General features: G+C 52.0%; 22 protein-coding genes. 17 read left to right on the forward strand and 5 right to left on the reverse strand.

All coding sequences use genetic code 11. The annotated features are described in order from the left end of the window. Positions 1-4: 4 nt before the first annotated feature. Genes lpxD through BLP79_RS05620 form a run of 3 tightly spaced genes read left to right on the forward strand, consistent with a single transcriptional unit; the run spans position 5 to position 2,618 of the window. Positions 5-1,090 carry a UDP-3-O-(3-hydroxymyristoyl)glucosamine N-acyltransferase gene (gene lpxD / locus BLP79_RS05610; RefSeq protein ID WP_090217157.1) on the forward strand — a complete coding sequence of 362 codons (1,086 nt, stop codon included), beginning with the start codon at positions 5-7 and terminating at the stop codon, positions 1,088-1,090. A gap of 49 nt (positions 1,091-1,139) precedes the next feature. Next, entirely contained in the window at positions 1,140-1,394 is a 255-nt protein-coding gene (locus tag BLP79_RS05615; RefSeq protein ID WP_090217158.1) for an acyl carrier protein, read from the forward strand. Positions 1,395-1,409: 15 nt separating this feature from the next. Continuing rightward, on the forward strand, positions 1,410-2,618 hold the full coding sequence (locus BLP79_RS05620; protein ID WP_090217160.1) for a beta-ketoacyl-[acyl-carrier-protein] synthase family protein: 1,209 nt from the start codon (positions 1,410-1,412) through the stop codon (positions 2,616-2,618). 66 nt (positions 2,619-2,684) lie between these two features. On the opposite strand, the gene BLP79_RS05625 is transcribed toward BLP79_RS05620, so the two are convergent. Then, positions 2,685-3,302 (reverse strand): invasion associated locus B family protein, encoded by a 618-nt coding sequence (locus tag BLP79_RS05625; protein ID WP_090217162.1) that lies wholly within the window; start codon positions 3,300-3,302, stop codon positions 2,685-2,687. A 516-nt stretch (positions 3,303-3,818) separates the two neighbouring features. Here BLP79_RS05625 and BLP79_RS05630 point away from each other — a divergent pair. Together BLP79_RS05630 and BLP79_RS05635 are read left to right on the forward strand one after the other, a co-directional pair. After that, complete coding sequence (locus BLP79_RS05630) at positions 3,819-5,363, forward strand: helicase HerA-like domain-containing protein (protein ID WP_090217164.1); 1,545 nt, start codon at positions 3,819-3,821, stop codon at positions 5,361-5,363. Between the two features lie 126 nt (positions 5,364-5,489). Continuing rightward, complete coding sequence (locus BLP79_RS05635; RefSeq protein WP_090217165.1) at positions 5,490-6,599, forward strand: PQQ-dependent sugar dehydrogenase; 1,110 nt, start codon at positions 5,490-5,492, stop codon at positions 6,597-6,599. Between the two features lies 1 nt (position 6,600). Here BLP79_RS05635 and BLP79_RS05640 read toward each other — a convergent pair whose 3' ends face one another. Next, positions 6,601-7,602 (reverse strand): GlxA family transcriptional regulator, encoded by a 1,002-nt coding sequence (locus BLP79_RS05640; RefSeq protein WP_090217167.1) that lies wholly within the window; start codon positions 7,600-7,602, stop codon positions 6,601-6,603. A 169-nt stretch (positions 7,603-7,771) separates the two neighbouring features. On the opposite strand from BLP79_RS05640, the gene BLP79_RS05645 reads away from it, so the two are divergent. Further along, positions 7,772-9,142, forward strand: a complete 1,371-nt coding sequence (locus tag BLP79_RS05645) for a class II 3-deoxy-7-phosphoheptulonate synthase (protein ID WP_090217168.1) — start codon at positions 7,772-7,774, stop codon at positions 9,140-9,142. Positions 9,143-9,366: 224 nt separating this feature from the next. Here the strand turns inward: BLP79_RS05645 and BLP79_RS05650 are convergent, their stop codons facing one another. After that, positions 9,367-10,239, reverse strand: a complete 873-nt coding sequence (locus BLP79_RS05650; RefSeq protein ID WP_090217170.1) for a PAS domain-containing protein — start codon at positions 10,237-10,239, stop codon at positions 9,367-9,369. A 238-nt stretch (positions 10,240-10,477) separates the two neighbouring features. Between BLP79_RS05650 and BLP79_RS05655 the strand changes: the two genes are divergently transcribed. The 4 genes from BLP79_RS05655 to BLP79_RS05670 all read left to right on the forward strand — a co-directional run bounded on the left by BLP79_RS05655 (position 10,478) and on the right by BLP79_RS05670 (position 13,717). After that, on the forward strand, positions 10,478-11,374 hold the full coding sequence (locus BLP79_RS05655) for a YicC/YloC family endoribonuclease (protein ID WP_090217172.1): 897 nt from the start codon (positions 10,478-10,480) through the stop codon (positions 11,372-11,374). A gap of 18 nt (positions 11,375-11,392) precedes the next feature. After that, complete coding sequence (gene gmk, locus BLP79_RS05660) at positions 11,393-12,034, forward strand: guanylate kinase (protein WP_090217174.1); 642 nt, start codon at positions 11,393-11,395, stop codon at positions 12,032-12,034. Next, positions 12,031-12,552 (forward strand): gamma carbonic anhydrase family protein, encoded by a 522-nt coding sequence (locus BLP79_RS05665; protein WP_090217176.1) that lies wholly within the window; start codon positions 12,031-12,033, stop codon positions 12,550-12,552. The genes gmk and BLP79_RS05665 overlap by 4 nt, the downstream gene beginning before the upstream one ends. Positions 12,553-12,664: 112 nt before the next feature. Then, complete coding sequence (locus BLP79_RS05670) at positions 12,665-13,717, forward strand: sensor histidine kinase (RefSeq protein WP_090217178.1); 1,053 nt, start codon at positions 12,665-12,667, stop codon at positions 13,715-13,717. 90 nt (positions 13,718-13,807) lie between these two features. Here the strand turns inward: BLP79_RS05670 and BLP79_RS05675 are convergent, their stop codons facing one another. Further along, positions 13,808-14,800, reverse strand: coding sequence for a YopT-type cysteine protease domain-containing protein (locus BLP79_RS05675; RefSeq protein ID WP_090217180.1), 993 nt, complete (start codon positions 14,798-14,800; stop codon positions 13,808-13,810). Positions 14,801-15,076: 276 nt separating this feature from the next. Here BLP79_RS05675 and BLP79_RS05680 point away from each other — a divergent pair, with 276 nt between their 5' ends. The 6 genes from BLP79_RS05680 (at position 15,077) to phoB (ending at position 21,295) form a co-directional block, all read left to right on the forward strand. After that, complete coding sequence (locus BLP79_RS05680) at positions 15,077-16,132, forward strand: substrate-binding domain-containing protein (protein ID WP_090217183.1); 1,056 nt, start codon at positions 15,077-15,079, stop codon at positions 16,130-16,132. Between the two features lie 119 nt (positions 16,133-16,251). Beyond that, positions 16,252-17,724 carry a phosphate ABC transporter permease subunit PstC gene (gene pstC / locus BLP79_RS05685; RefSeq protein ID WP_090217185.1) on the forward strand — a complete coding sequence of 491 codons (1,473 nt, stop codon included), beginning with the start codon at positions 16,252-16,254 and terminating at the stop codon, positions 17,722-17,724. Then, positions 17,724-19,055: a phosphate ABC transporter permease PstA gene (gene pstA, locus BLP79_RS05690; protein ID WP_090217188.1), complete on the forward strand. Its 1,332-nt coding sequence runs from the start codon at positions 17,724-17,726 to the stop codon at positions 19,053-19,055. The genes pstC and pstA overlap by 1 nt, the downstream gene beginning before the upstream one ends. A gap of 20 nt (positions 19,056-19,075) precedes the next feature. After that, a complete protein-coding gene (gene pstB, locus BLP79_RS05695; RefSeq protein ID WP_090217190.1) occupies positions 19,076-19,873 on the forward strand; it encodes a phosphate ABC transporter ATP-binding protein PstB in 798 nt (265 codons plus the stop codon). 16 nt (positions 19,874-19,889) lie between these two features. After that, complete coding sequence (gene phoU, locus BLP79_RS05700; RefSeq protein WP_090217192.1) at positions 19,890-20,603, forward strand: phosphate signaling complex protein PhoU; 714 nt, start codon at positions 19,890-19,892, stop codon at positions 20,601-20,603. 2 nt (positions 20,604-20,605) lie between these two features. After that, positions 20,606-21,295 carry a phosphate regulon transcriptional regulator PhoB gene (gene phoB, locus BLP79_RS05705; protein WP_090217195.1) on the forward strand — a complete coding sequence of 230 codons (690 nt, stop codon included), beginning with the start codon at positions 20,606-20,608 and terminating at the stop codon, positions 21,293-21,295. 22 nt (positions 21,296-21,317) lie between these two features. Here the strand turns inward: phoB and BLP79_RS05710 are convergent, their stop codons facing one another. After that, the gene (locus tag BLP79_RS05710) at positions 21,318-22,235 is read right to left on the reverse strand and encodes a LysR family transcriptional regulator (RefSeq protein ID WP_090217197.1); all 918 of its coding nucleotides are present in this window, start codon (positions 22,233-22,235) and stop codon (positions 21,318-21,320) included. 98 nt (positions 22,236-22,333) lie between these two features. Between BLP79_RS05710 and BLP79_RS05715 the strand changes: the two genes are divergently transcribed. Beyond that, positions 22,334-23,557, forward strand: coding sequence for an acyl-CoA dehydrogenase (locus BLP79_RS05715; protein WP_090217199.1), 1,224 nt, complete (start codon positions 22,334-22,336; stop codon positions 23,555-23,557). Positions 23,558-23,872: the final 315 nt, after the last annotated feature.

Below are 23,872 nucleotides of genomic sequence, written 5' to 3' on the forward strand. Positions count from 1 at the left end.
GCTCATGACTGCTACGCGTTTTACGGTCCGAGACATTGCACAATCGCTAGGGGCTGAGGCTGCTGGCGACCTTGATCTAACGATTGGTCAGGCGGCAGAACCGCAAGATGCCCAAGCCGGTGATCTGGCAATGGCCACCAATCCCAAATACGCAGATAAGCTAAAAGAAGGCGCCGCTGAGGTTGCGCTGGTATGGGAAGGGGCCGATTGGCAAAGTTTCGGCCTTAAGGCCGCAATTTTCACACCGCGCCCGCGTATGGCCATGGCTGGTGTGACCGCGCAGCTTGATCCCGGACAGCATTTCAACAGCGGTATCCACCCCTCAGCAGTGATCGACGAAACCGCTGAGCTTTCTGAAGGTGTCAGTGTTGGCCCGCTTACAGTAATTGGCCCGCGCGCTAAAATCGGAGCAGGCTCTGTCATCGGGCCACAAAGCTTTATCGGTGCCGATGTAGCGATCGGAGAGGATGCCATCATTCGCGAATGCGTATCGATCGGCGCGCGGGTGCAGATCGGCAATCGCTTTCGCGCCCAACCCGGCGCACGTATCGGCGGCGACGGGTTTTCTTATGTAACTCCCGAAGTATCTGGCGTTGAAAATGCCCGCAAATCCTTGGGCGATCAGGGGGAGGCGCGCGCGCAAAGCTGGGAACGTATTCACTCTCTCGGCTCCGTCACAATCGGGGATGATGTTGAACTTGGCATGAACGCAACCGTTGACAATGGCACGATCCGGGACACCGAGATTGGCCATGGCACCAAATTAGACAATCAGGTTCACCTTGGACATAACACCCGTGTCGGAAACGATTGCCTTTTGTGCGGTCAATGCGGGATTTCAGGATCAGTGGATATTGGCAATAACGTTGTGCTGGGCGGCAAGACAGGCGTTGGCGACAATCTCTTTATCGGTGATGGCGTCATTTCCGCCGGAGGCACCAATATCTTGGCGAATGTGCCTGCGGGTCGTGTGGTTATGGGGTATCCCGCAATCAAAATGGATACCCATATGGAGATTTATAAAGCGCAGCGCCGACTGCCGCGTCTGATGCGCGACATCGATGCGTTAAAAAAGGCGGTTTTCAAATAGGCTTGCAGCCATTACATCATCAGCGACACTAAAGAATTGAGGTCTGCCAATGAGCATCCACGATAAAGTCGTCGAGATTATCGCTGAACAAGCGGTGCTTGAACCCTCTGATGTCACACCGGAAAGCACGTTGGACAGCCTGGGCATTGATAGCCTAGGCTTGGTTGAATGTATTTTCGCAATTGAAGAAGAATTCGATATTTCAATCCCCTTTAACGCAAACGAACCCGAACAAAGCGACTTTGATATCACTAATGTCGCGGCGATCATTGCGGGCATCGAAAAGCTTATCAGTGAAAAGTAGCGGTTACATCAAAATATGAAACGCGTTGTCATCACCGGAGCAGGCACCATAAACCCGCTGGGCCACTCCGTTCCCGAAACGCTTGTTGCGATGCAAGAAGGACGATGTGGCATCGGGCCACTAGATTTTCGTGACGTTGACCGCTTGGCGATCAAAATTGGTGGACAAGTTCACAACTTTGAAGCGGAAGGCCGCTTCAACCGTCAGCAAATGGCGCTTTATGATCGCTTTACTCAGTTCACTTTGGTGGCTGCCCGTGAAGCAATCACCCAGTCTGGTCTAACATTTTCTGGTGAGCTGTCAGCCAAGGCGGGCGTCGTGTTGGGCACCTCTGGTGGGGGGATGCAGACGCTGGATGACAACTACCGCTCTGTTTATGAGGATGGGAAAAATCGCGTACATCCGTTTGTTGTCCCCAAGTTGATGAACAATGCGGCTGCAAGCCATGTCTCGATGGAGCACAATCTAAAAGGGCCAAGCTTCACCGTTTCAACGGCCTGTGCCTCATCAAACCATGCCATGGCACAAGCGTTTCAGTTGGTTCGCTCTGGCATAGCACCCGTTATGGTGACCGGCGGATCAGAATCCATGCTGTGCTTTGGCGGCGTAAAGGCCTGGGAAGGGCTGCGCGTGATGTCAAAAGACGCCTGCCGCCCATTCAGTGCCAATCGAAATGGTATGGTCCAAGGCGAGGGAGCCGGTGTTTTCGTCTTTGAAGACTATGATCACGCCAAGGCGCGCGGCGCTGAAATTTTATGTGAAATCAGTGGCTTTGCCATGTCTTCTGATGCTTCTGACATTGTTATGCCCAGCAAACAGGGCGCTGCGCGGGCAATTGCAGGCGCGTTGCAAGATGCTAAAATCAACCCGGATGAGGTTGGCTATATCAACGCACATGGCACCGGCACCGCGGCCAATGACAAAACGGAATGTGCTGCGGTTGCGGATGTCTTTGGCCCACATGCTGATAATCTGATGATATCCTCAACGAAATCGATGCACGGTCACCTGATTGGCGGCACTGGTGCTGTGGAACTGTTGGCCTGCATCATGGCATTGCGCGACGGCATTATCGCCCCCACCATTGGCTATGAAGAGCCAGACCCGGAATGCGCGTTAGATGTGGTTCCAAATGAAGCGCGACAGGCAGAGGTGAATGTCGCCCTTTCCAACGCTTTTGCTTTTGGCGGGCTAAACGCAGTTCTGGCGCTGCGCCGTATCTAATCAAACCATTCAGCCTAATAGAAATCCGCGCAAGAGCTGATCTTACGCGGATTTTTTTCTTTTGAATTACTGCTTTACAACATCAACCACGTTGAAACCGGCCGTGAAGCCTTTCAGCGACAAAGCCATATTGATCACTTGATCCGGCGCAGGCGCAGGGCGCAAAGACAAGGTTGCTTCTGCGCCTTTCTTCATTGCGTCGATATCTCCTTGAACAAGGCCGATCTGCGCGACACAGCCCAATGAGTTACAAAAAGAATACCCGTATCGTTTCGCTGGCGCACCGTCCACCGACAGGGTCAGACCTTCGGACAACAACGTCTCAAGAGGAACAATAACTGTAGCACCCGCGACTGCTGGGCTGCCTTGCTGTTCAATCCGAAACAGTGAAAATTCAGCCATAGGTGCACCTTGGCTGTCCAAAATAATTTGCAGCAAAGAGCAGGGATCAACTTCCTCTTCGGTCTTTACGCACGCCAGATCCCAGTCTCCGTGCTTTTCTTTAGAATAACGCTCTCCAAGGCGCGGTCCTTCTTGAACCGGCTGCCCCAGATCCAAAGACGGATCAGAAACGGGAGCTTCAGTAGCCGCGCTCTCGTCAGGGGTTGCAGTATCTTGCGCGATCACAGGTGCCGTGCAGGCAAGCAATGCCGCAACAGACAGCGACGTAAGGGACTTCAACATGAATGCCTCTTGTTTTTTAAGCTCTATGACGTTGAGGTAGCACACCCTTAACCAAGTGTCAGTCGCATTCTGACACGGATGTGGTTCACATCTGATCGCAATCACCTTTGGAAAAATGGACGGTGCAACACCAGCGCAACCATAGAAAACAAAAAAGGAAACCCTAAGGTTTCCTTTAATGTATTTCTCCCCATCGGACTGGCCGACTTTTTATATCTTATGTGAAGGAAGTTACGTAAGGGGGGCACACGGGTCAACAAAGAATGACAGAAAAAAGGCGATTTTCGACCAATAAAAGTGGTTTTCTGGCGTTTCTCAACTCCACACCGTCGATAAATCGCGGTCTGTGATAGGTTTTTGATAAAAAAAGGCCGTGCGCAAGGCACGGCCAGTCTGACAGGGAGGAAATGACCGGAAAGAACACCCGCATGTGTCTATCTGGTCTATGATCAGATTAGATATAAATAGTTAAATTGGCGTTTACTTACGCAAGCGCGTTACAACAGAAGAGGCGATATGCAGAACGGTATTTTTCTTGGCGGTGGCGGCGAAAATTACGCGCAAAAGCAAAACCTTATGCTGAAGTATGCAAATCGGCACGGATTGATTGCAGGTGCAACAGGCACAGGAAAAACTGTCACATTGCAAATTCTTGCAGAAGGGTTTTCCAACGCGGGCGTGCCGGTGATTCTCTCTGATATAAAAGGCGACCTGTCTGGAATGGCGCTTGCCGGGCGATCTGAGTTCAAGCTTCATGACGCTTTCACCAAACGCGCCACCAAAATTGGGTTTGAGAACTATAGCTATCAAGCCTGTCCCGTCACCTTTTGGGATCTATTCGGCGAACAGGGTCATCCGATCCGCACAACAGTGGCGGAAATGGGACCATTGCTGCTCGCACGTCTTTTGCAGCTCACCGAAGCACAGGAAGGCATTTTAAACATCGCGTTCCGCCTGTCAGATGAAGAAGGTCTGCCATTGCTGGACCTCAAAGATCTGCAGGCTCTCCTTGTCTGGGTTGGCGAAAATCGCAAACAGCTTTCATTGCGATATGGCAATGTTTCTCCTGCCTCAATCGGAGCCATACAAAGACGTTTGTTGGTTCTGGAAAATCAGGGGGGTGCAAAGTTCTTTGGTGAACCCGCTTTGGCGCTGTCTGATTTGATGCGTCACGACGCCGAAGGGCGTGGACGGGTCAATATTCTAGCTGCGGACAAGCTGATGGCCTCACCTGCGCTTTATTCGACATTTTTGCTGTGGTTGCTCAGCGAATTGTTTGAAGAACTGCCAGAGGTGGGCGATCCAGAAAAGCCCCGACTTGTTTTCTTTTTTGACGAAGCCCATCTGTTGTTTGAAGATGCGCCCAAAGCGCTGATTGACAAGGTTGAACAGGTTGCGCGCCTGATCCGGTCAAAAGGCGTAGGTGTTTATTTTATCACGCAAAATCCAGCGGACGTGCCCGAAGATATATTGGGCCAGCTTGGCAATCGGGTTCAACATGCCTTGCGGGCGTTTACGGCACGTGATCGCAAAGCACTAAAACTTGCGGCGGAAACCTACCGCGAAAACCCGCGTTTTGAGACCGAAACCGCCATTCAGGAAGTGGGCGTAGGAGAGGCGTTGACCTCTATGCTGCAAGCAAAAGGGATCCCCGGAGTAGTCGAGCGCACATTGATCCGACCGCCCAGCGCGCAGCTTGGGCCGCTCAGCTTGGAAGAGCGCAGATCCATCATTGAAAACTCTGATTTAAAAGAAAAATATGAAAACGCCATAGATCGAAGATCTGCCTATGAAATTCTGAGTGAGAGGGCAAATCAGGCCGCAAAAGCCGCTGATGAGGCCGAGGCAAAAGCTGAAGAACTCCCTGATCCGGCCCAGCGTGAGTTCAATGCCGCGCGACGTTATTCTGGCAGCCGTATTGGGCGGTCCTCTGCGCGCAGATATCGCCCTAAAGAGACCTTTGCCTCTGCGATGTCCAGCGCTGTCATCAAAGAACTGAAGGGCACAACAGGACGCCGCATTGTGCGCGGCATTCTTGGGGGATTGTTCAAAGGACGTTAGCCAGATCACGAGAGCTTGACCTGTGCAATGTCGACAATAAGCGCGAATACAGGAAAATTGGGACAGCACAGCCCGTACACTTTCTATGCACCATCCATGCACCCCCTTATGCACCGGAGCCATTTCATGTCTTTGTCTCGATCACTTTTCACCGCAGCGATTTTAGGCTTTTCCGCTCTCTCCCCTTTAGCTGCCGATCCGTTCCCAACCTCGCAAGGCGCGCTTGACATAACAGAGGTGGCCAACGGTCTTGATATTCCCTGGGGATTTAATTTCCTGCCCAATGGCGATGTCTTGCTGACGGAACGGGATGGCAAGCTGATTTATATTTCTGAAGACGGCACGCACACTGTGCAAAACCCACCCAAAGTGGCCATCGAAGGGCAGGGTGGGCTGTTGGATGTTCTGGTGCCACGCGATTTCGCACAAACGCGCGAAGTGTTGTTTACAGCCGCGCGCAGAACCAACGGAGGCCATGGTACAGCCGTTCTTTCGGCACGGCTGAGTCCGGATGGCAAACGTTTGAGCGCCCACCGTGTCCTATTTCAGGTGCCCGGTGATGACAGCCCGTTTCATTTCGGATCGCGCCTGCGCGAAGGACACGATGGATCGATTTACGTGTCCCTTGGCGAACGTGGGACGCGACAGCATGCGCAGAACATAGGCCACCCGCCCGGCAGCATCTTACGTCTGCGGCGCAATGGCAAACCCTATCCGGGCAATCCTTTTGTTGATACGCCCGGTGCCGCGCCCGAGATCTGGTCCTTTGGGCATCGCAATCCGCAGGGGATGGCGATTGACGCACAGGGAGAGGTCTGGGTGTCTGAACATGGTGCCAAAGGAGGAGATGAGATAAATCTAATCCAGAAAGGCGCCAACTATGGCTGGCCCATCATTGCTTATGGCCGTCATTATTCCGGCGCAAAGATCGGCGTGGGGACGCATCAAACGGGTCTGCAGCAACCCAAATGGTATTGGGACCCTTCAATCGCGCCCTCAGGTTTGATGATTTATTCTGGCAAGCTGTGGCCGGAATGGGAGGGTGATTTTTTTGTGGGATCCCTCAAGTTTGATTATATTTCACGCTTAGAGGGAACGCCTTTAAAAGAGATTGAGCAGCTGAAATCCCAACACACCGGTCGTATTCGCGATGTGCGCGAGGCCCCAGATGGCAGCATCTGGTTTGCCTCGCAGGACAATGGCGCACTGTATCGGATTACACCAAAGGTACGTTAGATTACCCCGGCAGTCCGGATTTTGTACCGCGCTCGCGATAGGGGGTGGTGTCATAATGTGCGCGATAGCATTTGGAAAAATGCGAAGGTGAGGCAAAGCCACAGGCCAACGCCACGTTAATGACGCTTAGATCTGTCTGCATCAAAAGGTTGCGCGCCTTTTGCAAGCGCAGCTCCATATAATACCGTTTGGGGCTGCGGTTGAGATATCTGCGAAACAAACGCTCTAGCTGGCGCGTGGACATGCCAACATCCTGTGCCAGAATAGAGGGGCTGATGGGCTCTTCGATATTGGCTTCCATCTTTTGTATCACCACCGACAGTTTCGGATGGCGCACGCCAATGCGCGTTGGAACCGACAGGCGTTGGGTGTCTTGTTCGGTTCTGATATTTGAATAGATCAGCTGATCTGCAACGGCATTGGCCAGATCTTCGCCATGATCAACCGCAATGAGTTTCAGCATAAGATCAAGCGACGCGGTGCCGCCCGCCGCTGTCATCCGTTTCCCGTCTAACACATAAACTGATTTTGACAGTTCGATGTCTGCAAAGTCCTCGGAAAAGCCATCAATGTTTTCCCAATGGATCGTCGCGCGTTTGCCATCTAAAAGACCAGCCTTGGCCAGGGTATATGACCCCGTACACAAGCTACCGATACTGACACCTTTGCGCGATTCGCGTCGCAACCAGGCCAGAATACGTGCAGTGCTATTGTCACGGATGTTCATGCCACCGCAGACCAGAACAACATCATCGCGTTTCAACTCAATAAGCGCATGATCCACGCCAAAATTAGAGCCAACAGAACACGGGACCGCTTCCCCGTCCTCGCTGACCAACACATATTCATATAGATTTTGCCCCGACATTCGATTTGCGACCCGCAAGCATTCAACCGCTGATGCAAAAGGCAACAGTGTGAATTGATCAAGCAGAACAAAAACAAAGCGTTTCTGTGTCAGATTTTGCAGAGATGCCGCATCTGATCGGGGCGTTTGGTTCATCGGCGGGTCCTCGTATTAGTATCCAATGAAGAATAATGTGTATTGAAAACCCTGCTCACAGCTGATCGATTTGGTCAAGCCTTCGCAAATCCGAACTGGTCACTGCCAAAAGCCGTTGTTATAGCTAAGCGCTAACAGAGTTTAGGATTGCGATCCCGGAGATAAAGTTATGACGACGTGGCAGAAAACCAATTGGCGCAACAAACCGCGCATCCAGATGCCCGATTATACCGATGCGGATGCCTTGAATGCGGTTGAAGCGCAGCTTTCAAAATACCCTCCTTTGGTCTTTGCCGGGGAAGCGCGCAGATTGAAACAGCAACTGGGCGCGGCCGGTCGCGGTGAAGCGTTCTTGTTGCAAGGTGGCGATTGCGCGGAAAGCTTTGATCAATTCAGCGCGGATGCGATCCGTGATACCTTTAAGGTCATGCTACAGATGGCAATGGTTTTGACCTACGGTGCCAAGGTGCCCGTTGTCAAAGTGGGCCGTATGGCCGGGCAATTTGCAAAACCACGTAGTGCACCAACGGAAACGATCGATGGTTTAGAGCTGCCAAGCTATCGCGGTGATATCATCAATGATCTGGCCTTTACCCCTGAGGCACGTATTCCAAACCCGCAAAAGATGCTGCAGGCCTATACGCAGGCAGCGGCAACGCTGAACCTTCTGCGCGCGTTTTCCACGGGTGGTTATGCGGATATCAATCAAGTTCATGCCTGGACCCTGGGATTTACCGAATCTGAAAAGGTCGATGCATATCGGGATATGGCAAACCGTATCACCGACACGCTGGATTTCATGAATGCAGCAGGTGTGAACAAAGATACCGCACATACACTCCATTCTGTCGATTTCTACACCAGCCACGAAGGGCTGCTGCTGGAATACGAAGAAGCTTTGACCCGCGAAGATTCGACATCAGGCGATTGGTTGGCTGGATCAGGTCACATGATTTGGATCGGGGATCGGACCCGCCAGCCGGATGGGGCGCATGTTGAATTCTGCTCGGGTGTTTTGAACCCAATTGGTTTGAAATGTGGCCCGACGACGACCGCAGAGGACCTTAAGGTTCTGATGAAAAAACTGAACCCTGAAAACGAAGAAGGCCGTTTGACCTTGATCGCCCGTTTTGGTGCTGGCAAAGCCGCAGAGCATCTGCCACGTCTCGTTCAGGCCGTCAAAGAAGAAGGCGCAACCGTGACATGGGTCTGTGATCCGATGCATGGCAATACCATCAAATCTTCGACCGGATATAAGACACGCCCGTTTGAAAACGTCCTGCGCGAAGTTCGTGACTTCTTTGAAGTACACAACGCAGAAGGCACGGTACCCGGTGGGGTTCACTTTGAAATGACCGGTCAGGACGTCACAGAATGCACCGGCGGTATCCGTGCGGTGACGGACGAAGACTTGTCTGCGCGCTACCACACGGCATGTGATCCACGCCTGAATGCCAGCCAATCTTTGGAGCTTGCGTTTCTGGTTGCGGAAGAGTTGTCAAACCAACGTGAAGCCCGCACTGCGCGCGCAGCGAGCTAACGTTTGATACGAAACAGATTGAGAAGCACACTGATATTTCAGTGCGCTTTTTTCATGACATTTCAGAGCATTAAGTAACACCTGAAGTGTTTTGCATCTGTGCCTCGCAGAACGTTTATCTTTGCCAAAGGGAAACGCCCCGGACATTCTGTCACGGGGCGCGCACTTAAAGAACGGTGACCAAACTGTTCTAAAAGAAAGACAAATTTTAGAAATCGGGGTGGTTAATCACGACTTACCACCAAACGCAAATGCGGAGCACGTTCTTTTGCAGTTTTGGCAACGGCTTTAGGTTCCGCAGAATTGGTATCCGATGTGTCCGCAGGGCTTGTTGTGTTCTTGGCGCCTTTGTGACGGTTCAAAAGTGAACGTGCCTCTTCCATGATGCTGGGTTCGCGGCGGAACCGGGCCTGGGTCTCGGCAAAACCGGGGTTTGGTGCATTTACATGCGGCTTATCTGTCGCCTTTTCAGGCATATCTGCAGGTTTGCGGTCTTTTGCTTTGAAAGCGGCCCGATCTTTTGAGCCGGCGGCTGAAACGGCACGGATTTCAATATTGTTGATCGAGAAACGCTGCGACGTGCCCGTTTCATTGCCTGCTGAGACAAACACACCAAGGGCACGGCTGACGTCACCCAGATCACTGCGCAGCGGCATCAGCAAGATATGAGCTTCGCGCGATCCTTTAAGGCGGCTGCCTTCTGTTTTCAGGCTCAGCTGAATGACGGAAGGTGTATCAAACATATGTTCCATCGCCGCGCTCAGTTCTTTACGCGCTTCAGGTGTGAAAAAGGCGCTCAGCGGCATGCCGCGTACTTCCATACCGGCCATTTCGTTTACTTTTTGGCCTGCAAGACGGAACCGTGCGATACCGGGGGCAATACGTTCTACAATGAAAGTCTGGCTCAGAATGTTTTCAAGGCCGCGTGGATCAACCTGTGCACGGCTGGGAATATCATCCCCGCGACGCAGCGCTGTCCAGTATGCCTCTGCCTGTTTCATTGGCGACAATGACAGACGGTTCTGAAAACGCTCCATAGTAATCACCTTGTCCTGCTCCATACCCTGCTTGGACCCTTTGCGACCGCCAAAAAACATATCTGCCTTCCTTCGTGTTCATCGGGCCTGGCACTGTTTGCAGCGGTGTTCGCTGTCTCAGGCTTAGCCTCTAATTGGTTACCTTGAAGTTAACATGCCACAAAGTGAATCAATTTTGGACGACTTCTTTAAGCAATGGTTAACGCTTTAGGATAGGTCTTAACGCGAAGGTGCTTGTTCTTACGCCTTCCTTATGGCTAGCTCAGTCCTATGCCATTCAAAATACCGGGGTTTTTTTGTGACAATTCGATCTATGACAGCCTTTGCCGCAGCTCAAAATGCACTTGGTTCCCATGCATGGAGCTGGGAAATAAGGTCTGTAAACGCCAAAGGGTTAGATTTGCGACTGCGCGTTCCGGATTGGCTGGATGGGCTAGAGCAGCACTTAAGGTCTCAATTAAACAAGAGCTTAGCACGCGGAAACGTCTCGTTGAACCTTAGGATCACCCGCACAGATGACGGGGGCGGGCAGCTCACCTTAAATGAAGATGTGCTGTCTTCTATCCTTTCGGCTATGTCGCGCGCCGAAAGAAAGGCTGATGCGTGCGGTGTTGCCTTAGCACCTTCAACCGCTGTTGATCTCTTGGCGATGCGAGGGGTGCTGGATTATGAACAAACCCAAGATGACCCCACGCCTTTGGTTGCGGCGCTCAAAAAGGAATTCGAAACCCTTGTGGCACAATTCGTACAAATGCGTGAAGCAGAGGGCAAAGCGCTAAAGACAGTGCTGCACGACCAACTGTCCCGTATAGAAGTGTTAAAAGCCCAAGCCGTCGAAAGCGTCGATGCACGCCGGGCGCAAATGGAAACAAACTTCAAAAACAATCTCGCAAAGATTGTCGACAACACTGATCAGGTAGACGCAGACCGGGTGGCGCAAGAGCTTGCCATATTAGCGGTCAAGGCCGACATCACCGAAGAGTTAGACCGTCTGGATGCGCATGTGAGTGCAACCAGAGATCTGCTGGACAAAGGCGGTGCCATCGGGCGCAAGCTGGATTTTTTGATGCAGGAGTTTAACCGCGAAGCCAACACGCTGTGTTCAAAAGCCCAGAACAGCGATTTGACGGCAATCGGACTAGAGCTTAAGGCAGTGATTGACCAAATGCGCGAGCAGGTCCAAAATATCGAATAACAATAAAGGACAATGCAGATGAGCAGCCGTCGCGGCCTCCTGATCATTCTCAGCTCTCCCTCGGGGGCGGGCAAATCAACACTGGCCAAACGTTTGCGCGCCTGGGATCCCACGCTAAGCTTTTCGGTTTCAGCCACCACCCGCAAGCCGCGCCCCGGTGAGGAAGATGGCAAAGACTATCACTTTACCAGTGAAGAGGCTTTCAAATCAGCGGTCACCGAAAGCGAAATGCTGGAGCATGCTTTTGTTTTTGGTAATTTCTACGGCTCTCCCAAAGGTCCGGTAAAAGAGGCTATCGATTCAGGCAAAGATGTTTTGTTTGATATTGATTGGCAGGGGGCGCAACAGATCCGCAACTCCGAGCTGGGCCAGCACACGTTGTCGATTTTCCTGCTGCCCCCTTCGATCACCGAGCTGCGCCGCCGGCTTGAAAGCCGCGGGCAGGATGATGCGGAAACCATTTCGCGCCGGATGCAAAAAAGCTGGGATGAAATCAGCCACTGGGGATCTTATGATCATGTGTTGGTCAACGATGATCTGGATGCGACTGAAGAACAGCTTAAAACCATTATTACCGCAACACGTCTGCGCCGCATTCAACAGCCCCAGTTGTTAGACCACGTGCGCGCCCTGCAATCAGAGTTTGAGAGCCTATCATGACCTTATATGCGCTTGGCGCGCACCGACCAAATATTGCCGAAGACACTTGGGTTGCGCCAGATGCCAATCTGATTGGTCAGGTGGTGGTGGAGCAGGGGGCTTCGGTGTGGTTTGGCTGTACGATCCGCGCTGATCATGAAGAAATTCGGATCGGAACGGGATCGAATGTGCAGGAAAATACGATCATGCATATTGATGCGGGCTTTCCGCTGACCATTGGGCAAAACTGCACCATCGGACACAAAGCCATGCTGCATGGCTGTACCATTGGTGACAATACGCTGATCGGCATGGGTGCAACCATCTTGAATGGGGCCACTATCGGCAAAAACTGTCTGATTGGTGCCGGCGCTTTGGTGACGGAAGGCAAAACCATCCCTGACAATTCCCTTGTGATGGGCGCGCCCGGCAAAGTGGTGCGCACAGTGGATGATGCTCTGGCCCAGAAGCTTACCCAAAGCGCGCTTTTGTATCAGGATAATATGCGTCGCTTTCGCGCAGAGCTAACGCCGCTCTGATTTTAGAGAGGCGCAAAAGCTCCGCAAATCCCATACCACGCGCACATCGTGACATATGGGTTTTACAGTTCTCTCCTAAGTAGCCTGTCCCAATAACAAGGATACGCATGTGATGTCACAAGATCTGATCAACGGCTTTTTAGAAGCAACCCCATTGCCGGCTGTTCTGGTGGATCAAAGTGAGCGTATCATCGGTGCCAATACCGCTGCTGTTACATTATTAGGGCATGCCATTGTTGGGCGTCATTTTGCGACCATCCTAAGACAGCCGAACGTCATAACCGCAATTGAGAGCTGTTTAAGAGAACGGGCTCCCAAAACAGCCCGCCATCTGAGCAATGATGGTGCGCAGGATACGACATTTGAAATCACGCTGCGCTATGTGCCAGGCATAGGTGCTGTAAATGGCGGTGCGACACTTTTATCATTCATTGATGTGACAGAGCGCGAACAGGCCGGACAAATGCGCCGAGACTTTGTTGCCAATGTCAGCCATGAACTGCGCACACCGCTGACGGCGTTGATGGGGTTTATTGAAACCCTGCGCGGCGCGGCGCGGGATGATGCGACAGCGCGCGATCGTTTTTTGAACATCATGGAGGGCGAAGCAAGCCGGATGAACCGCCTTGTTGGTGATCTCTTATCGTTGAACAGGGTGGAAACCGAAGAAAGAGTGCGGCCTCAAGAAACCGTCAACTTAAAAGCACATCTTGCGTCGACTTTAAAGACACTTGCTCCGGTGGCCGAATCCCAGAATGTGGCCTTACATCTATATGCGCCAGAAGAACGCATTGAGGTAAAGGGCGATCCAGATCAATTGCAACAGGTCTTTACGAACCTGATCGAAAACGCGATCAAATATGGTGGCGACAAAGTCGAAGCACGACTGACATTTTCAGAACGCGATGCGGCTGTGCGGGGCGCTGCAGCACGTATTCAGGTGGTGGACAACGGCCCCGGTATTGATGCCGTACATCTGCCACGTCTGACCGAACGTTTTTATCGGGCAGACAGCCACAGATCCCGGGAACTGGGGGGAACTGGTTTAGGACTGGCAATTGTAAAACACATTATCAACCGACACCGCGGGCGGTTGCGAGTGGAGAGTGACCTTGGAAAAGGGTCGGTGTTTACAATCATTTTACCAACGACCAAGGCACCTTAAATACCTGGTAACGTCTGCTAAGATCATTGCACCTAAGCACCTTTTACTCTCATATCAGGTGTTCGTTAAGGCTACGATAGAAGGCCAGAGTTAGTCTCCTCTAAATTCTCTCAAATACATTTTAGCACTTACGACATAAGAAAACGCTTTTTCAGTTTCCACAAACAGGCTCAACGCCTGATAATCTTTGCTTTCAAAAACACCATAGTTTGGATCGTAAAAACCGTATGTACCATCATCCTCTTTATACAAAGCCATCGCGTGATTTGGAGTATGTAAGATATAGCTACTTCCTGTTTTCACCACTTCAGATAAAGCGTCTTGAAAATTATTTACCGGAAATGAGCTCTCGCCCACTTCTAATCCAGATGCGGCAGATGCTCCGGTAATCTGTGCATCCATCGTTCGCTGCACTATTTCATAACGACTTTGTGCGACGCCCGGCCACAATTCTTCAATACCACCTGGTAGCCATGGTGCTTCATTTACTTTTTCTTTATGCTGCGTAAGCTCCGCAGAACCTGCCCAAAGTGACTGAGCTTGTATCATTGCACTAGAAAGAGACGTTTGCGCACCGGCGGCTTCTAATGAGGATTTGTTATTGTGCTTTTTTTCATGCAAAAATGTCATGGATCGACCAAGGCAAATTCCAGGAATTGGTGCATGTGTTTTAACCATTTCCCTTTGCGTATCAAAAAAGCCTGATTTTTTCATCTGTGCCAACTGAAGATGAGGCGTTTCTGCATTCGATGATGCCGCGACAGCTTTCACGGTATTCTTAGGGACGAGCCTGTTTCGATCAATCATCCGTTGCAGTCTGTGCTTGCTTCGCCGGGGGCGATCTAATCTCTCCGCATATTCTTTTGCCAAGGACCCTCGCTCTTCCTCATCCAAAGCGGCTTCGGGTGCAACATTTCTGCTGATTGAGTTTGCTTCTGCGTATATTTGTGTCTCCGCGGTGGGGTGCACCTTAGACGTTGAACTTTTCGCTGAAGGCCCAGCTGCAAGCTTTGTAGGCGTGGGCGTATCTATGCGTTGCTCATGTTGAGCAGGAGCGACCGCTCCGGAAACACGATCAATCATTTGCTGTCCTATTCATCCAATGCACCCAATTTTGTTCATCAAACCTACCCATGCTCCGAAACTATTTCACAATTTAAATATCAAATACACGCGAGACACTTTCTTACCGGTGCCCCTCTCAAAACAAGACAACGCCGTGCGTCGGATTTCTATTAAACTCACATTGTCATATTTCCGTTACAAAACTGTCGCAAAAGACTCATGCACGGTCTTTAGGACCAGCCACAGATCATCGTGGGATGATCAAATGTTTTTTATTCCTCATGGAGACATGGAATGTCCTTTGTGAAACTGACCGCATCTACCCTGGCAATCGCTGCCGTTTCTGCAACAACAGCCGCTGCGCGTGATCAGGTACAAGTTGCCGGTTCATCTACCGTTCTGCCTTACGCTTCAATCGTAGCAGAAGCTTTCGGTGAAAACTTTGACTTCCCAACACCAGTTGTCGAATCCGGTGGCTCTTCTGCTGGTCTGAAGCGCTTTTGTGAAGGCGTTGGTGAGAACACAATCGACGTTGCAAACGCGTCTCGTGCGATCAAAGACAAAGAGATCAAAGCCTGCGCAGAAAACGGCGTGACCGACATCATCGAAGTTCGCATCGGTTATGATGGCATCGTTTTCGCATCTGACATCGGTGGCAATTCTTTCGAATTCACCCCAACTGACTGGTTCCTGGCGCTGTCCGACAACGTACTGGTTGATGGCAAGCTGGCTGCAAACCCCAACAAAACATGGGCAGACGTAAACCCTGCGTTCCCAGCGATCGACATTCAAGCCTTCATCCCAGGTACCAAGCACGGCACCCGTGAAGTTTTCGAAGACAAAGTGATCCTGGCAGGCTGTGAAGCCACCGGCGCAATGGACGCTCTGCTGGCAACTGCAGAAGGCGACAGCGACAAAGCCAAGCACAAAGCGGCTGAAAAAGCCTGTATTTCACTGCGCACTGATGGCGTTTCTGTCGACATCGACGGCGACTACACCGAAACTCTGGCACGTATCGAAAGCAACAAAGACGGTCTGGGGGTCTTTGGTCTGTCTTTCTATGAGAACAACACCGACAAGCTGCAGGTTGCAACCATGTCCGGTATCGTTCCTTCAACTGAATCCATCGCGACCGGCGAGTACCCTGTGTCACGTCCTTTGTTCTTCTACGTGAAGAAAGCACACATCGGCGTGATCCCAGGTCTGAAAGAATATGCTGAATTCTTCATCGCGGATGAGGTTGCAGGTTCTGAAGGTCCTCTCGCAGAATACGGTCTGGTTGCAGACCCAGAGCTGGTCAAAACTCAAGAAGCAGTTTCTGCAGAAGCAGTTCTGGGCGGCAATTCCTAAGCCCTGCGCTCTTGTGAAATGATACTGGGCCGGGGTAGGGAAACTTACCCCGGCCTCTGTCTCGACACTGTTCGAGATACCGCTGGTTTCTAAATGAACTTCCCGAAACGGAGCACAAGATGCCTACCTTATGGCTCGTCGTTTCTCTCCTTGTTTTGTCTGCTGTCGGATACGTCCTTGGCCGGCAACGCGCTGTGGCTTCGGCCGGAGGGAACGTAAAAGACCTGCATTCGTTGCCGTCCTATTATGGGCACAACGTCGCTTTTACCACTTTAACACCTGCACTAGGTCTTTTGGCTGTCTGGCTGCTGGCCCAGCCGATGGTGATCGAAAGCCGCGTTTCCGGTATGATCCCAGAAAGCATCATCCCCGAAAGCTCTTCTCTTAGCCTTGTTATGAGCGATGTTCGCCGCGTGGCGGAGGGGCTTGAGCTGGCGGTGACACAGGGTGCGCTTTCTGAGGGAGAGGCCGGTGCGCTTGACGCAAATACAACAGATGTGCGCGCACTTCTGGGCGATCTGGGTGTTGCACTGGGGTCAGATGTAAAACCAGAAATTCTGGCAGCCGCGCAGGCCTATCGCGGGCTCAATACAACCGCGACCACGGTGATGGCTGTGCTGGTGGGCCTTGTTGCGCTTGTCGGGTTTTCTTGGGCATATATGCGAACTCACAAAGATTTTCGTGCACGCAATGTTGTTGAAAAAGGCGTTATGTCGCTGCTGATCTTTGCAGCTTCGCTGGCGATTTTGACAACGATTGGCATTGTCTTGTCGATGTTCTTTGAGACCATCAACTTTTTTGGCCTGCATTCTTTTGCTGATTTCTTTTTTGGCACCACTTGGGCGCCGAACTTTCGTGGAGACAGTGAGCTGTCGATCCTGCCGCTGTTGTGGGGCACATTGTTCATCTCTGTGATTGCATTGCTTGTTGCGGTTCCGATTGGCCTGTTTGCGGCGATCTACCTGTCAGAATATGCCGGACCTGCAGTCCGCGCCGTTGCAAAACCCCTGCTGGAGATCCTCGCTGGTATCCCGACCATTGTTTATGGTCTGTTTGCGCTGTTGACCGTTGGACCGATGCTGATCAGCCTGTTTGGCAAAGGCGGCGCGTTTGGCGTTGAGTGGATGACAGGTGCGACATCGGTGCTGACCGCCGGCGTTGTGATGGGGATTATGTTGATCCCATTTGTGTCATCCTTATCAGACGACATCATCAACGCGGTGCCACAAGCGATGCGGGATGGCTCGCTTGGCCTTGGGGCAACCAAATCAGAAACCATCCGTCAGGTGGTTCTGCCCGCTGCGTTACCCGGTATTGTGGGTGCGGTTCTACTAGCGGCATCGCGCGCAATTGGCGAAACCATGATCGTTGTTATGGGCGCAGGCGCGATTGCAAAGTTTTCTGCCAACCCCTTAGAAAGCATGACCACAATCACCACACGGATCGTCAGCCAGCTGACCGGTGACACTGATTTTGCGAGCCCTGAAACACTGGTGGCCTTTGCGTTGGGTCTGAGCCTCTTTGTCCTGACCCTCGGGTTGAACGTTCTCGCGCTTTACATCGTGCGCAAATACCGGGAGCAGTACGACTAATGTCTGATACATCAAAACATGGCGGCTCGCTTCTGGAGCTGTCCGATCGCACCAAAAAACGCAATGCAGCCGAGAAACGCTTTCGCGCCTATGGGGTCGGTGCAATCCTGATTGGCCTGGCCATGCTGTTGGTGCTGGTCACCACAATCATCAGCCGGGGCACAGGTGCCTATCAGCAAACCTTCATCACGCTTGATGTTGAATTGCTTGAAAAGAACCTTGATAAAAAGGGCAACCGAAATCTGGATGACATTAAGAAAGTCACCACTTTTGGCTACAACCCTTTGATCCGCTCAGCGATCTCCGACAAGGTTGAAGCTCTGGGAATTGAGCACAGCCTGAAATCCAAAGATCTGGCTGGCATCCTGTCAAAAGGTGCTGTGGGACAATTGCGTGCCTATGTCATCGCAAATCCCGATCAGATCGGCAAAACGGTAGAGTTCCGCTTTCTGGCGCAAAGCCGCGTTGATGGCTACCTGAAAGGGCGCGTCACACGCGAGAGCATTGCAAATGATAAAAACATCTCAGCTGCGCAGCTGGATGTTGTGGATGCATTGGTTGCCGCAGGTGTTATCAAAAAGACCTTTAACCTTGATTTCATCCTTGGTGCAGATGCGTCTGACCAGCGACCCGAAGCAGCCGGCATCGGTGTTTCCATGGTGGGCTCATTGTTCATGATGCTGGTGGTTCTGGCGCTCGCACTTCCCATTGGCGTTGCCGCATCGATCTACCTGGAGGAGTTTGCGCCCAAGAACTGGCTGACCGATATTATCGAGGTCAATATTTCAAACCTCGCGGCGGTCCCGTCGATTGTGTTTGGTATTCTGGGTCTTGCGGTCTTTATCAACTATATGCACCTGCCCACATCCGCACCGTTGGTCGGCGGTCTGGTCCTGACCTTGATGACATTACCCACAATCATCATTTCGACCCGCGCCGCACTGAAGGCGGTTCCGCCCTCTATCCGCGATGCAGCATTGGGAGTAGGGGCCTCCAAAATGCAGGCAGTGTTCCACCATGTTCTGCCTTTGGCGGCACCGGGTATCCTGACGGGTACTATCATTGGTCTGGCACAGGCCTTGGGTGAAACCGCGCCCTTGCTGTTGATCGGAATGGTGGGCTTTATCGCCTCAAACGCGCCTGAAACACTGGCGGATGGCCTGCTGTCGCCAAACTCTGCTATGCCTGCGCAAATCTACGAGTGGGCAAAACGTGCTGACCCTGCGTTTTATGAACGTGCCTGGGGCGGCATTATTATTCTTCTCATCTTTCTGGTCACCATGAACACTGTGGCCGTCATTCTCCGCCGTCGCTTTGAGCGTCGCTGGTAAAAGGCCTAAGGATCAGACCCATGAACGATATGCAATTTACGGAAAGAGCCGTGGACCAAAAAGCAATCAAGATCGCCGCCGAAGGTGTCAATGTTCACTACGGTGAGGCGCATGCAATCAAAGACGTGAATGTCGAGATTGAAGAAAATACGGTAACGGCTTTCATCGGCCCATCAGGCTGCGGCAAATCCACATTCCTGCGCTGCCTGAACCGGATGAATGATACCATCGACATCTGCAATGTCACAGGGCAGATCAATCTGGACGGTGAAGACATCTACGACAAACGCGTGGACCCCGTGCAGCTGCGCGCCAAAGTCGGCATGGTGTTTCAAAAGCCAAACCCGTTTCCAAAATCGATCTACGACAACGTCGCCTATGGTCCACGCATCCACGGATTGGCCAAAAACAAGGCTGAGCTGGACGAGATTGTTGAAAAAGCCCTGCGTCGTGGAGCGATCTGGGACGAGGTGAAAGACCGTTTGGACAAGCCCGGCACCGGTCTGTCTGGTGGCCAGCAACAGCGTTTGTGCATTGCGCGCGCTGTGGCAACCGAACCCGAAGTGCTTTTGATGGATGAGCCCTGTTCAGCGCTGGATCCAATTGCAACTGCGCAGGTGGAAGAGCTGATCGACGAACTGCGCGAGCGTTATTCGGTTGTGATCGTGACCCACTCTATGCAGCAGGCGGCACGTGTGAGCCAGAAAACCGCGTTTTTCCATCTTGGCACATTGGTAGAGTTCGGCCTCACCAGCCAGATCTTCACCAACCCCGAAGATCCGCGCACCGAAAGCTACATCACCGGCCGTATCGGCTGATCGAAGGAAAAAAGTTATGGTAGAACAACATATTACATCGGCTTTTGACCGCGATCTTGAAGCTGTTCAGGCGCAGATTATGAAGATGGGCGGATTGGTTGAGACCGCAATCCGCGATTCAGCTCATGCGCTGGAGACCCGTGACGAAGAACAAGCCTTGTCTGTTCGGGCAAACGACAAAGCGATTGATGCGTTGGAAGAGATCATCAATTCCGAAGCGGCGCGTGTTATCGCGCTGCGGGCGCCAACTGCGGTTGATCTGCGTGTGATCCTGTCAGTGATCAAAATCGCAGCCAACCTGGAGCGGATTGGCGATTACGCAAAAAACATCGGCAAGCGGACTGTGGTCCTGTCGCAGGGCGGTCACCTGACCACCGAAAGCGGCGCTGCGCTGCGTCGGATGGCACGGGAAGTTGAGCGTATGCTCAAAGATGCGCTGGATGCCTATATTCAGCGCGATGTCGAGCTCGCCACGGATGTCATCGAACGGGACACAGATGTTGACCAGATGTACAATGCCATGTTCCGCGAATTTCTGACACATATGATGGAAGATGCGCGCAACATCACTCCCTGCATGCATCTGCATTTCATCGCCAAAAACATCGAACGCATGGGCGATCACGTGACCGCAATCGCGGAGCAAGTTGTTTACGTTGTGTCTGGTGAAAAGCCCGCAGAAGATCGCGTGAAAGCGGACACCACATCCATCAAACCGCAGGAGGCGTAACCATGTCAGCCGATCAGCCCACTGTTCTGGTCGTCGAGGATGAACTGGCGCAACGTGAAGTGTTGGCCTACAATCTGGAAGCGGATGGCTTCCGGGTTGTACGCGCCGAAAACGGCGAAGAAGCCATGCTATTGGTGGACGAGGACGCACCGGACATCATCGTTCTGGACTGGATGATGCCTAATCTATCGGGCATCGAGGTCTGCCGTCGTTTGAAATCCCGTAGTCAAACCCGCTCGATCCCAATTATTATGCTGTCTGCGCGTTCTGAAGAGGTCGACAAAGTGCGCGGCCTTGAAACCGGCGCGGATGACTATGTGGTGAAGCCGTATTCCGTAAACGAGCTGATGGCCCGCGTTCGCACACAGCTGCGTCGTGTACGTCCTTCAACGGTTGGGATACGTCTGGAGTTCGAGGATATTATTCTGGATTCAGAGACGCATAAGGTCAGCCGCAGTGAGCGTGCGTTGAAGCTTGGCCCAACTGAATTCCGCCTGCTTTCAACCTTTATGGAAAAGCCCGGTCGGGTCTGGAGCCGCGAACAATTGCTGGATCGGGTCTGGGGGCGCGATATCTACGTCGATACACGAACCGTAGATGTGCACATTGGTCGTTTGCGCAAAGCGCTGACACAACATGGTGGCGAAGATCCTGTACGAACGGTGCGCGGCGCGGGTTATGCGCTGGGGTAAATCAATCTGACACTCTTCCAACTTATCTTGGAAGAGTGTCCTCGGGTTGCGCAAGCGGTGCGAGCCAGTCTTTAAATTTTTTCAATGCTGGGTTTTTAGAGTTCTCGCGCGGCCAGACAAGGTAATATGCCCCTTCCGCTTCGACGGCGGTGGGGTGCAAGGCAACCACTTTTCCCTGCGCTAAATCCTGTTCGACCAAATAATCTGGCACCAGTGCTGCGCCCAATCCATGTAATACCGCCTGTAAAATCGTCGAAAACTGATCATAATGCGCGCCTTGATCATAGGCAGCTTGGGGCGCGAGCACACCAACTGCTGTGAACCAATCTTGCCATGCGTTTGGTCGCGTTTGAATGTGTAGCAGCGGAAAAGTTAATATCTGGGTCGGGTCGGTAATCTCACGCGTGGCCAGCAATTCGGGCGAACATATGGGAATGAGGCGTTCGCCTTTCAGAAGCATGGCCTCAGCTCCCGGCCAATGTCCGGTGCCATAATGAAGGGCTGCATCAAACGTTTCGCCAGCAAAAGAAAACATCTGCAATCTTGTCCCCATATTCAAGGTCACATCAGGGTGTCGACGTGAAAAACCTGGAAGTCGTGGCACCAGCCAACGCATTCCAAACGTTGGTAAAATAGCCAGATTAAGCTGCCCTCCAACTGGCAGGGACTGCACTTTCAGCGTGGCCTGGGCAATCTGCCCCAGCGCTTGGCGAATTTCACGCGCATAATCGCCTGCTTGCTCCGTCAGCGTAAGTCGTTTGTGACCGCGATCAACCAGCACCAAATCAAGTTGCTTTTCTAACGTTTGAAGCTGCCGGCTTACTGCGCCTTGGGTCAGGCACAATTCTTCAGCCGCGGCTGACGCACTTCCAAGGCGGTCCAGTGCTTCAAGCGCACGCAACGATGAAATTGAAGGTAAAAAACGACGAGGGGCAACCATGTATGATGTATACTCATACATAATGAAAAAGTCTCGCTGTTCTTCGCCCGCCTTGCAAGTTAACCTGATGTTAGGATTTCAAAAAGGAATGCCGCATCATGCAGCTTCGAACCCCAATGCGCGCCACCAAAGATACACCTGAGCTCGGCCGGTTTGAGTGGCAGGATCCATTTCGCTTAAACGATCAATTGCACGAAGACGAGCGTATGATTGCGGCCTCTGCCCATGCTTATGCCCAGGAAAAGCTTGCGTCGCGGGTGCTGGAGGCTTTTCAGAATGAACAGACTGACCCTGAAATTTTTCAGGAAATGGGTGCAATGGGTCTGCTTGGTGTGACAATTCCCGAGGCTTACGGCGGACTTGGGGCAGGGTATGTCGCTTATGGTCTCATCGCGCGTGAAATTGAACGGGTGGATTCAGGTTACAGATCCATGATGTCTGTTCAAAGTTCCCTCGTCATGTATCCTATTTATGCATATGGGTCAGAAGAACAGCGCCAAAAATACCTGCCAAGGCTGGCAAATGGCAGTTGGATTGGCTGTTTTGGCCTCACTGAAGCAGAGGCGGGATCTGACCCTGCCTCTATGAAAACCCGGGCCGAAGCAATCGATGGCGGCTACCGTCTCACGGGTAGCAAGATGTGGATTTCAAACGCACCGATCGCAGATGTTTTTGTCATTTGGGCGAAATCCGATGCTCATGGTGGTAAGATCCGGGGCTTTGTTCTGGACAAGAACACACCTGGCCTCTCGACCCCTAAAATCAGCAATAAAGCTTCGCTAAGAAGTTCAATCACTGGTGAGATTGTTCTTGATGGGGTCGAAGTCGGTGAGGAAGCTCTGCTCCCTCATGTGGAAGGGCTGAAAGGTCCATTCGGCTGCCTGAATCGCGCCCGTTATGGCATCAGTTGGGGCGTCATGGGCGCCGCAGAAGACTGCTGGCATGCCGCCCGACAATATGGTCTGGACCGTGTGCAATTTGGGCGCCCTTTGGCGAACACACAGATTTTCCAGTTGAAACTGGCTGACATGCAAACCGAGATTGCTTTGGGCTTGCAAGCCGCTTTACGTGTGGGGCGCTTAATGGAAGACGGCGCAGCAGCCCCAGAGATGATTTCCCTGATCAAACGGAACAACTGCGGCAAAGCGCTCGACATCTCACGGGCTGCCCGCGACATGCACGGCGGCAATGGCATAAGCCTCGAATATGGTGTGATCCGTCATATGGTTAATCTTGAGACAGTGAACACCTATGAAGGAACGCATGACGTACATGCATTAATATTGGGGCGTGCACAAACGGGGCTGCAAGCGTTCTTTTGATAGCTCTATCTTTGCAATAAAACACGGGCAATTTTACAAAGCTGCACCTGCATATCTGCATGTATTAATAGGCCTTATGAAGAATGACGTCCTACGCTTACTCAGTCAGCTCGAACCGAGTTAACCGCACCTAATTACTTTGAAAAAATGCAAATCAGAATATGTGTTTTTGCAAAACACATAAGGATTGCAAAAACACACCATCAAGTCCGCAAAAAGAGGCTTTACATTTGCAAAAATCACTGCACGAAGCGTAAATGTCCACTTCAGTCACCGACGCGTAAACTGGGATCTTCAGGTCCCGCCCGACTAAGT

The organism is Epibacterium ulvae (genome assembly GCF_900102795.1).
GTDB lineage: Bacteria > Pseudomonadota > Alphaproteobacteria > Rhodobacterales > Rhodobacteraceae > Epibacterium > Epibacterium ulvae.

Coding starts and splice junctions, on each gene's coding strand:
- BLP79_RS05650 (WP_090217170.1), bottom strand. CDS start 10,239: ATGTTTTTTGGCGGTCGCAAAGGGTCCAAGCAGGGTATGGAGCAGGAC.
- BLP79_RS05665 (WP_090217176.1), top strand. CDS start 12,031: ATGACCTTATATGCGCTTGGCGCGCACCGACCAAATATTGCCGAAGAC.
- BLP79_RS05710 (WP_090217197.1), bottom strand. CDS start 22,235: ATGGTTGCCCCTCGTCGTTTTTTACCTTCAATTTCATCGTTGCGTGCG.
- BLP79_RS05715 (WP_090217199.1), top strand. CDS start 22,334: ATGCAGCTTCGAACCCCAATGCGCGCCACCAAAGATACACCTGAGCTC.
- BLP79_RS05640 (WP_090217167.1), bottom strand. CDS start 7,602: ATGAACCAAACGCCCCGATCAGATGCGGCATCTCTGCAAAATCTGACA.
- pstA (WP_090217188.1), top strand. CDS start 17,724: ATGTCTGATACATCAAAACATGGCGGCTCGCTTCTGGAGCTGTCCGAT.
- phoU (WP_090217192.1), top strand. CDS start 19,890: ATGGTAGAACAACATATTACATCGGCTTTTGACCGCGATCTTGAAGCT.
- BLP79_RS05675 (WP_090217180.1), bottom strand. CDS start 14,800: ATGATTGATCGTGTTTCCGGAGCGGTCGCTCCTGCTCAACATGAGCAA.
- pstB (WP_090217190.1), top strand. CDS start 19,076: ATGAACGATATGCAATTTACGGAAAGAGCCGTGGACCAAAAAGCAATC.
- BLP79_RS05615 (WP_090217158.1), top strand. CDS start 1,140: ATGAGCATCCACGATAAAGTCGTCGAGATTATCGCTGAACAAGCGGTG.
- phoB (WP_090217195.1), top strand. CDS start 20,606: ATGTCAGCCGATCAGCCCACTGTTCTGGTCGTCGAGGATGAACTGGCG.
- lpxD (WP_090217157.1), top strand. CDS start 5: ATGACTGCTACGCGTTTTACGGTCCGAGACATTGCACAATCGCTAGGG.
- gmk (WP_090217174.1), top strand. CDS start 11,393: ATGAGCAGCCGTCGCGGCCTCCTGATCATTCTCAGCTCTCCCTCGGGG.
- BLP79_RS05620 (WP_090217160.1), top strand. CDS start 1,410: ATGAAACGCGTTGTCATCACCGGAGCAGGCACCATAAACCCGCTGGGC.
- BLP79_RS05680 (WP_090217183.1), top strand. CDS start 15,077: ATGTCCTTTGTGAAACTGACCGCATCTACCCTGGCAATCGCTGCCGTT.
- pstC (WP_090217185.1), top strand. CDS start 16,252: ATGCCTACCTTATGGCTCGTCGTTTCTCTCCTTGTTTTGTCTGCTGTC.
- BLP79_RS05635 (WP_090217165.1), top strand. CDS start 5,490: ATGTCTTTGTCTCGATCACTTTTCACCGCAGCGATTTTAGGCTTTTCC.
- BLP79_RS05670 (WP_090217178.1), top strand. CDS start 12,665: ATGTCACAAGATCTGATCAACGGCTTTTTAGAAGCAACCCCATTGCCG.
- BLP79_RS05625 (WP_090217162.1), bottom strand. CDS start 3,302: ATGTTGAAGTCCCTTACGTCGCTGTCTGTTGCGGCATTGCTTGCCTGC.
- BLP79_RS05630 (WP_090217164.1), top strand. CDS start 3,819: ATGCAGAACGGTATTTTTCTTGGCGGTGGCGGCGAAAATTACGCGCAA.
- BLP79_RS05645 (WP_090217168.1), top strand. CDS start 7,772: ATGACGACGTGGCAGAAAACCAATTGGCGCAACAAACCGCGCATCCAG.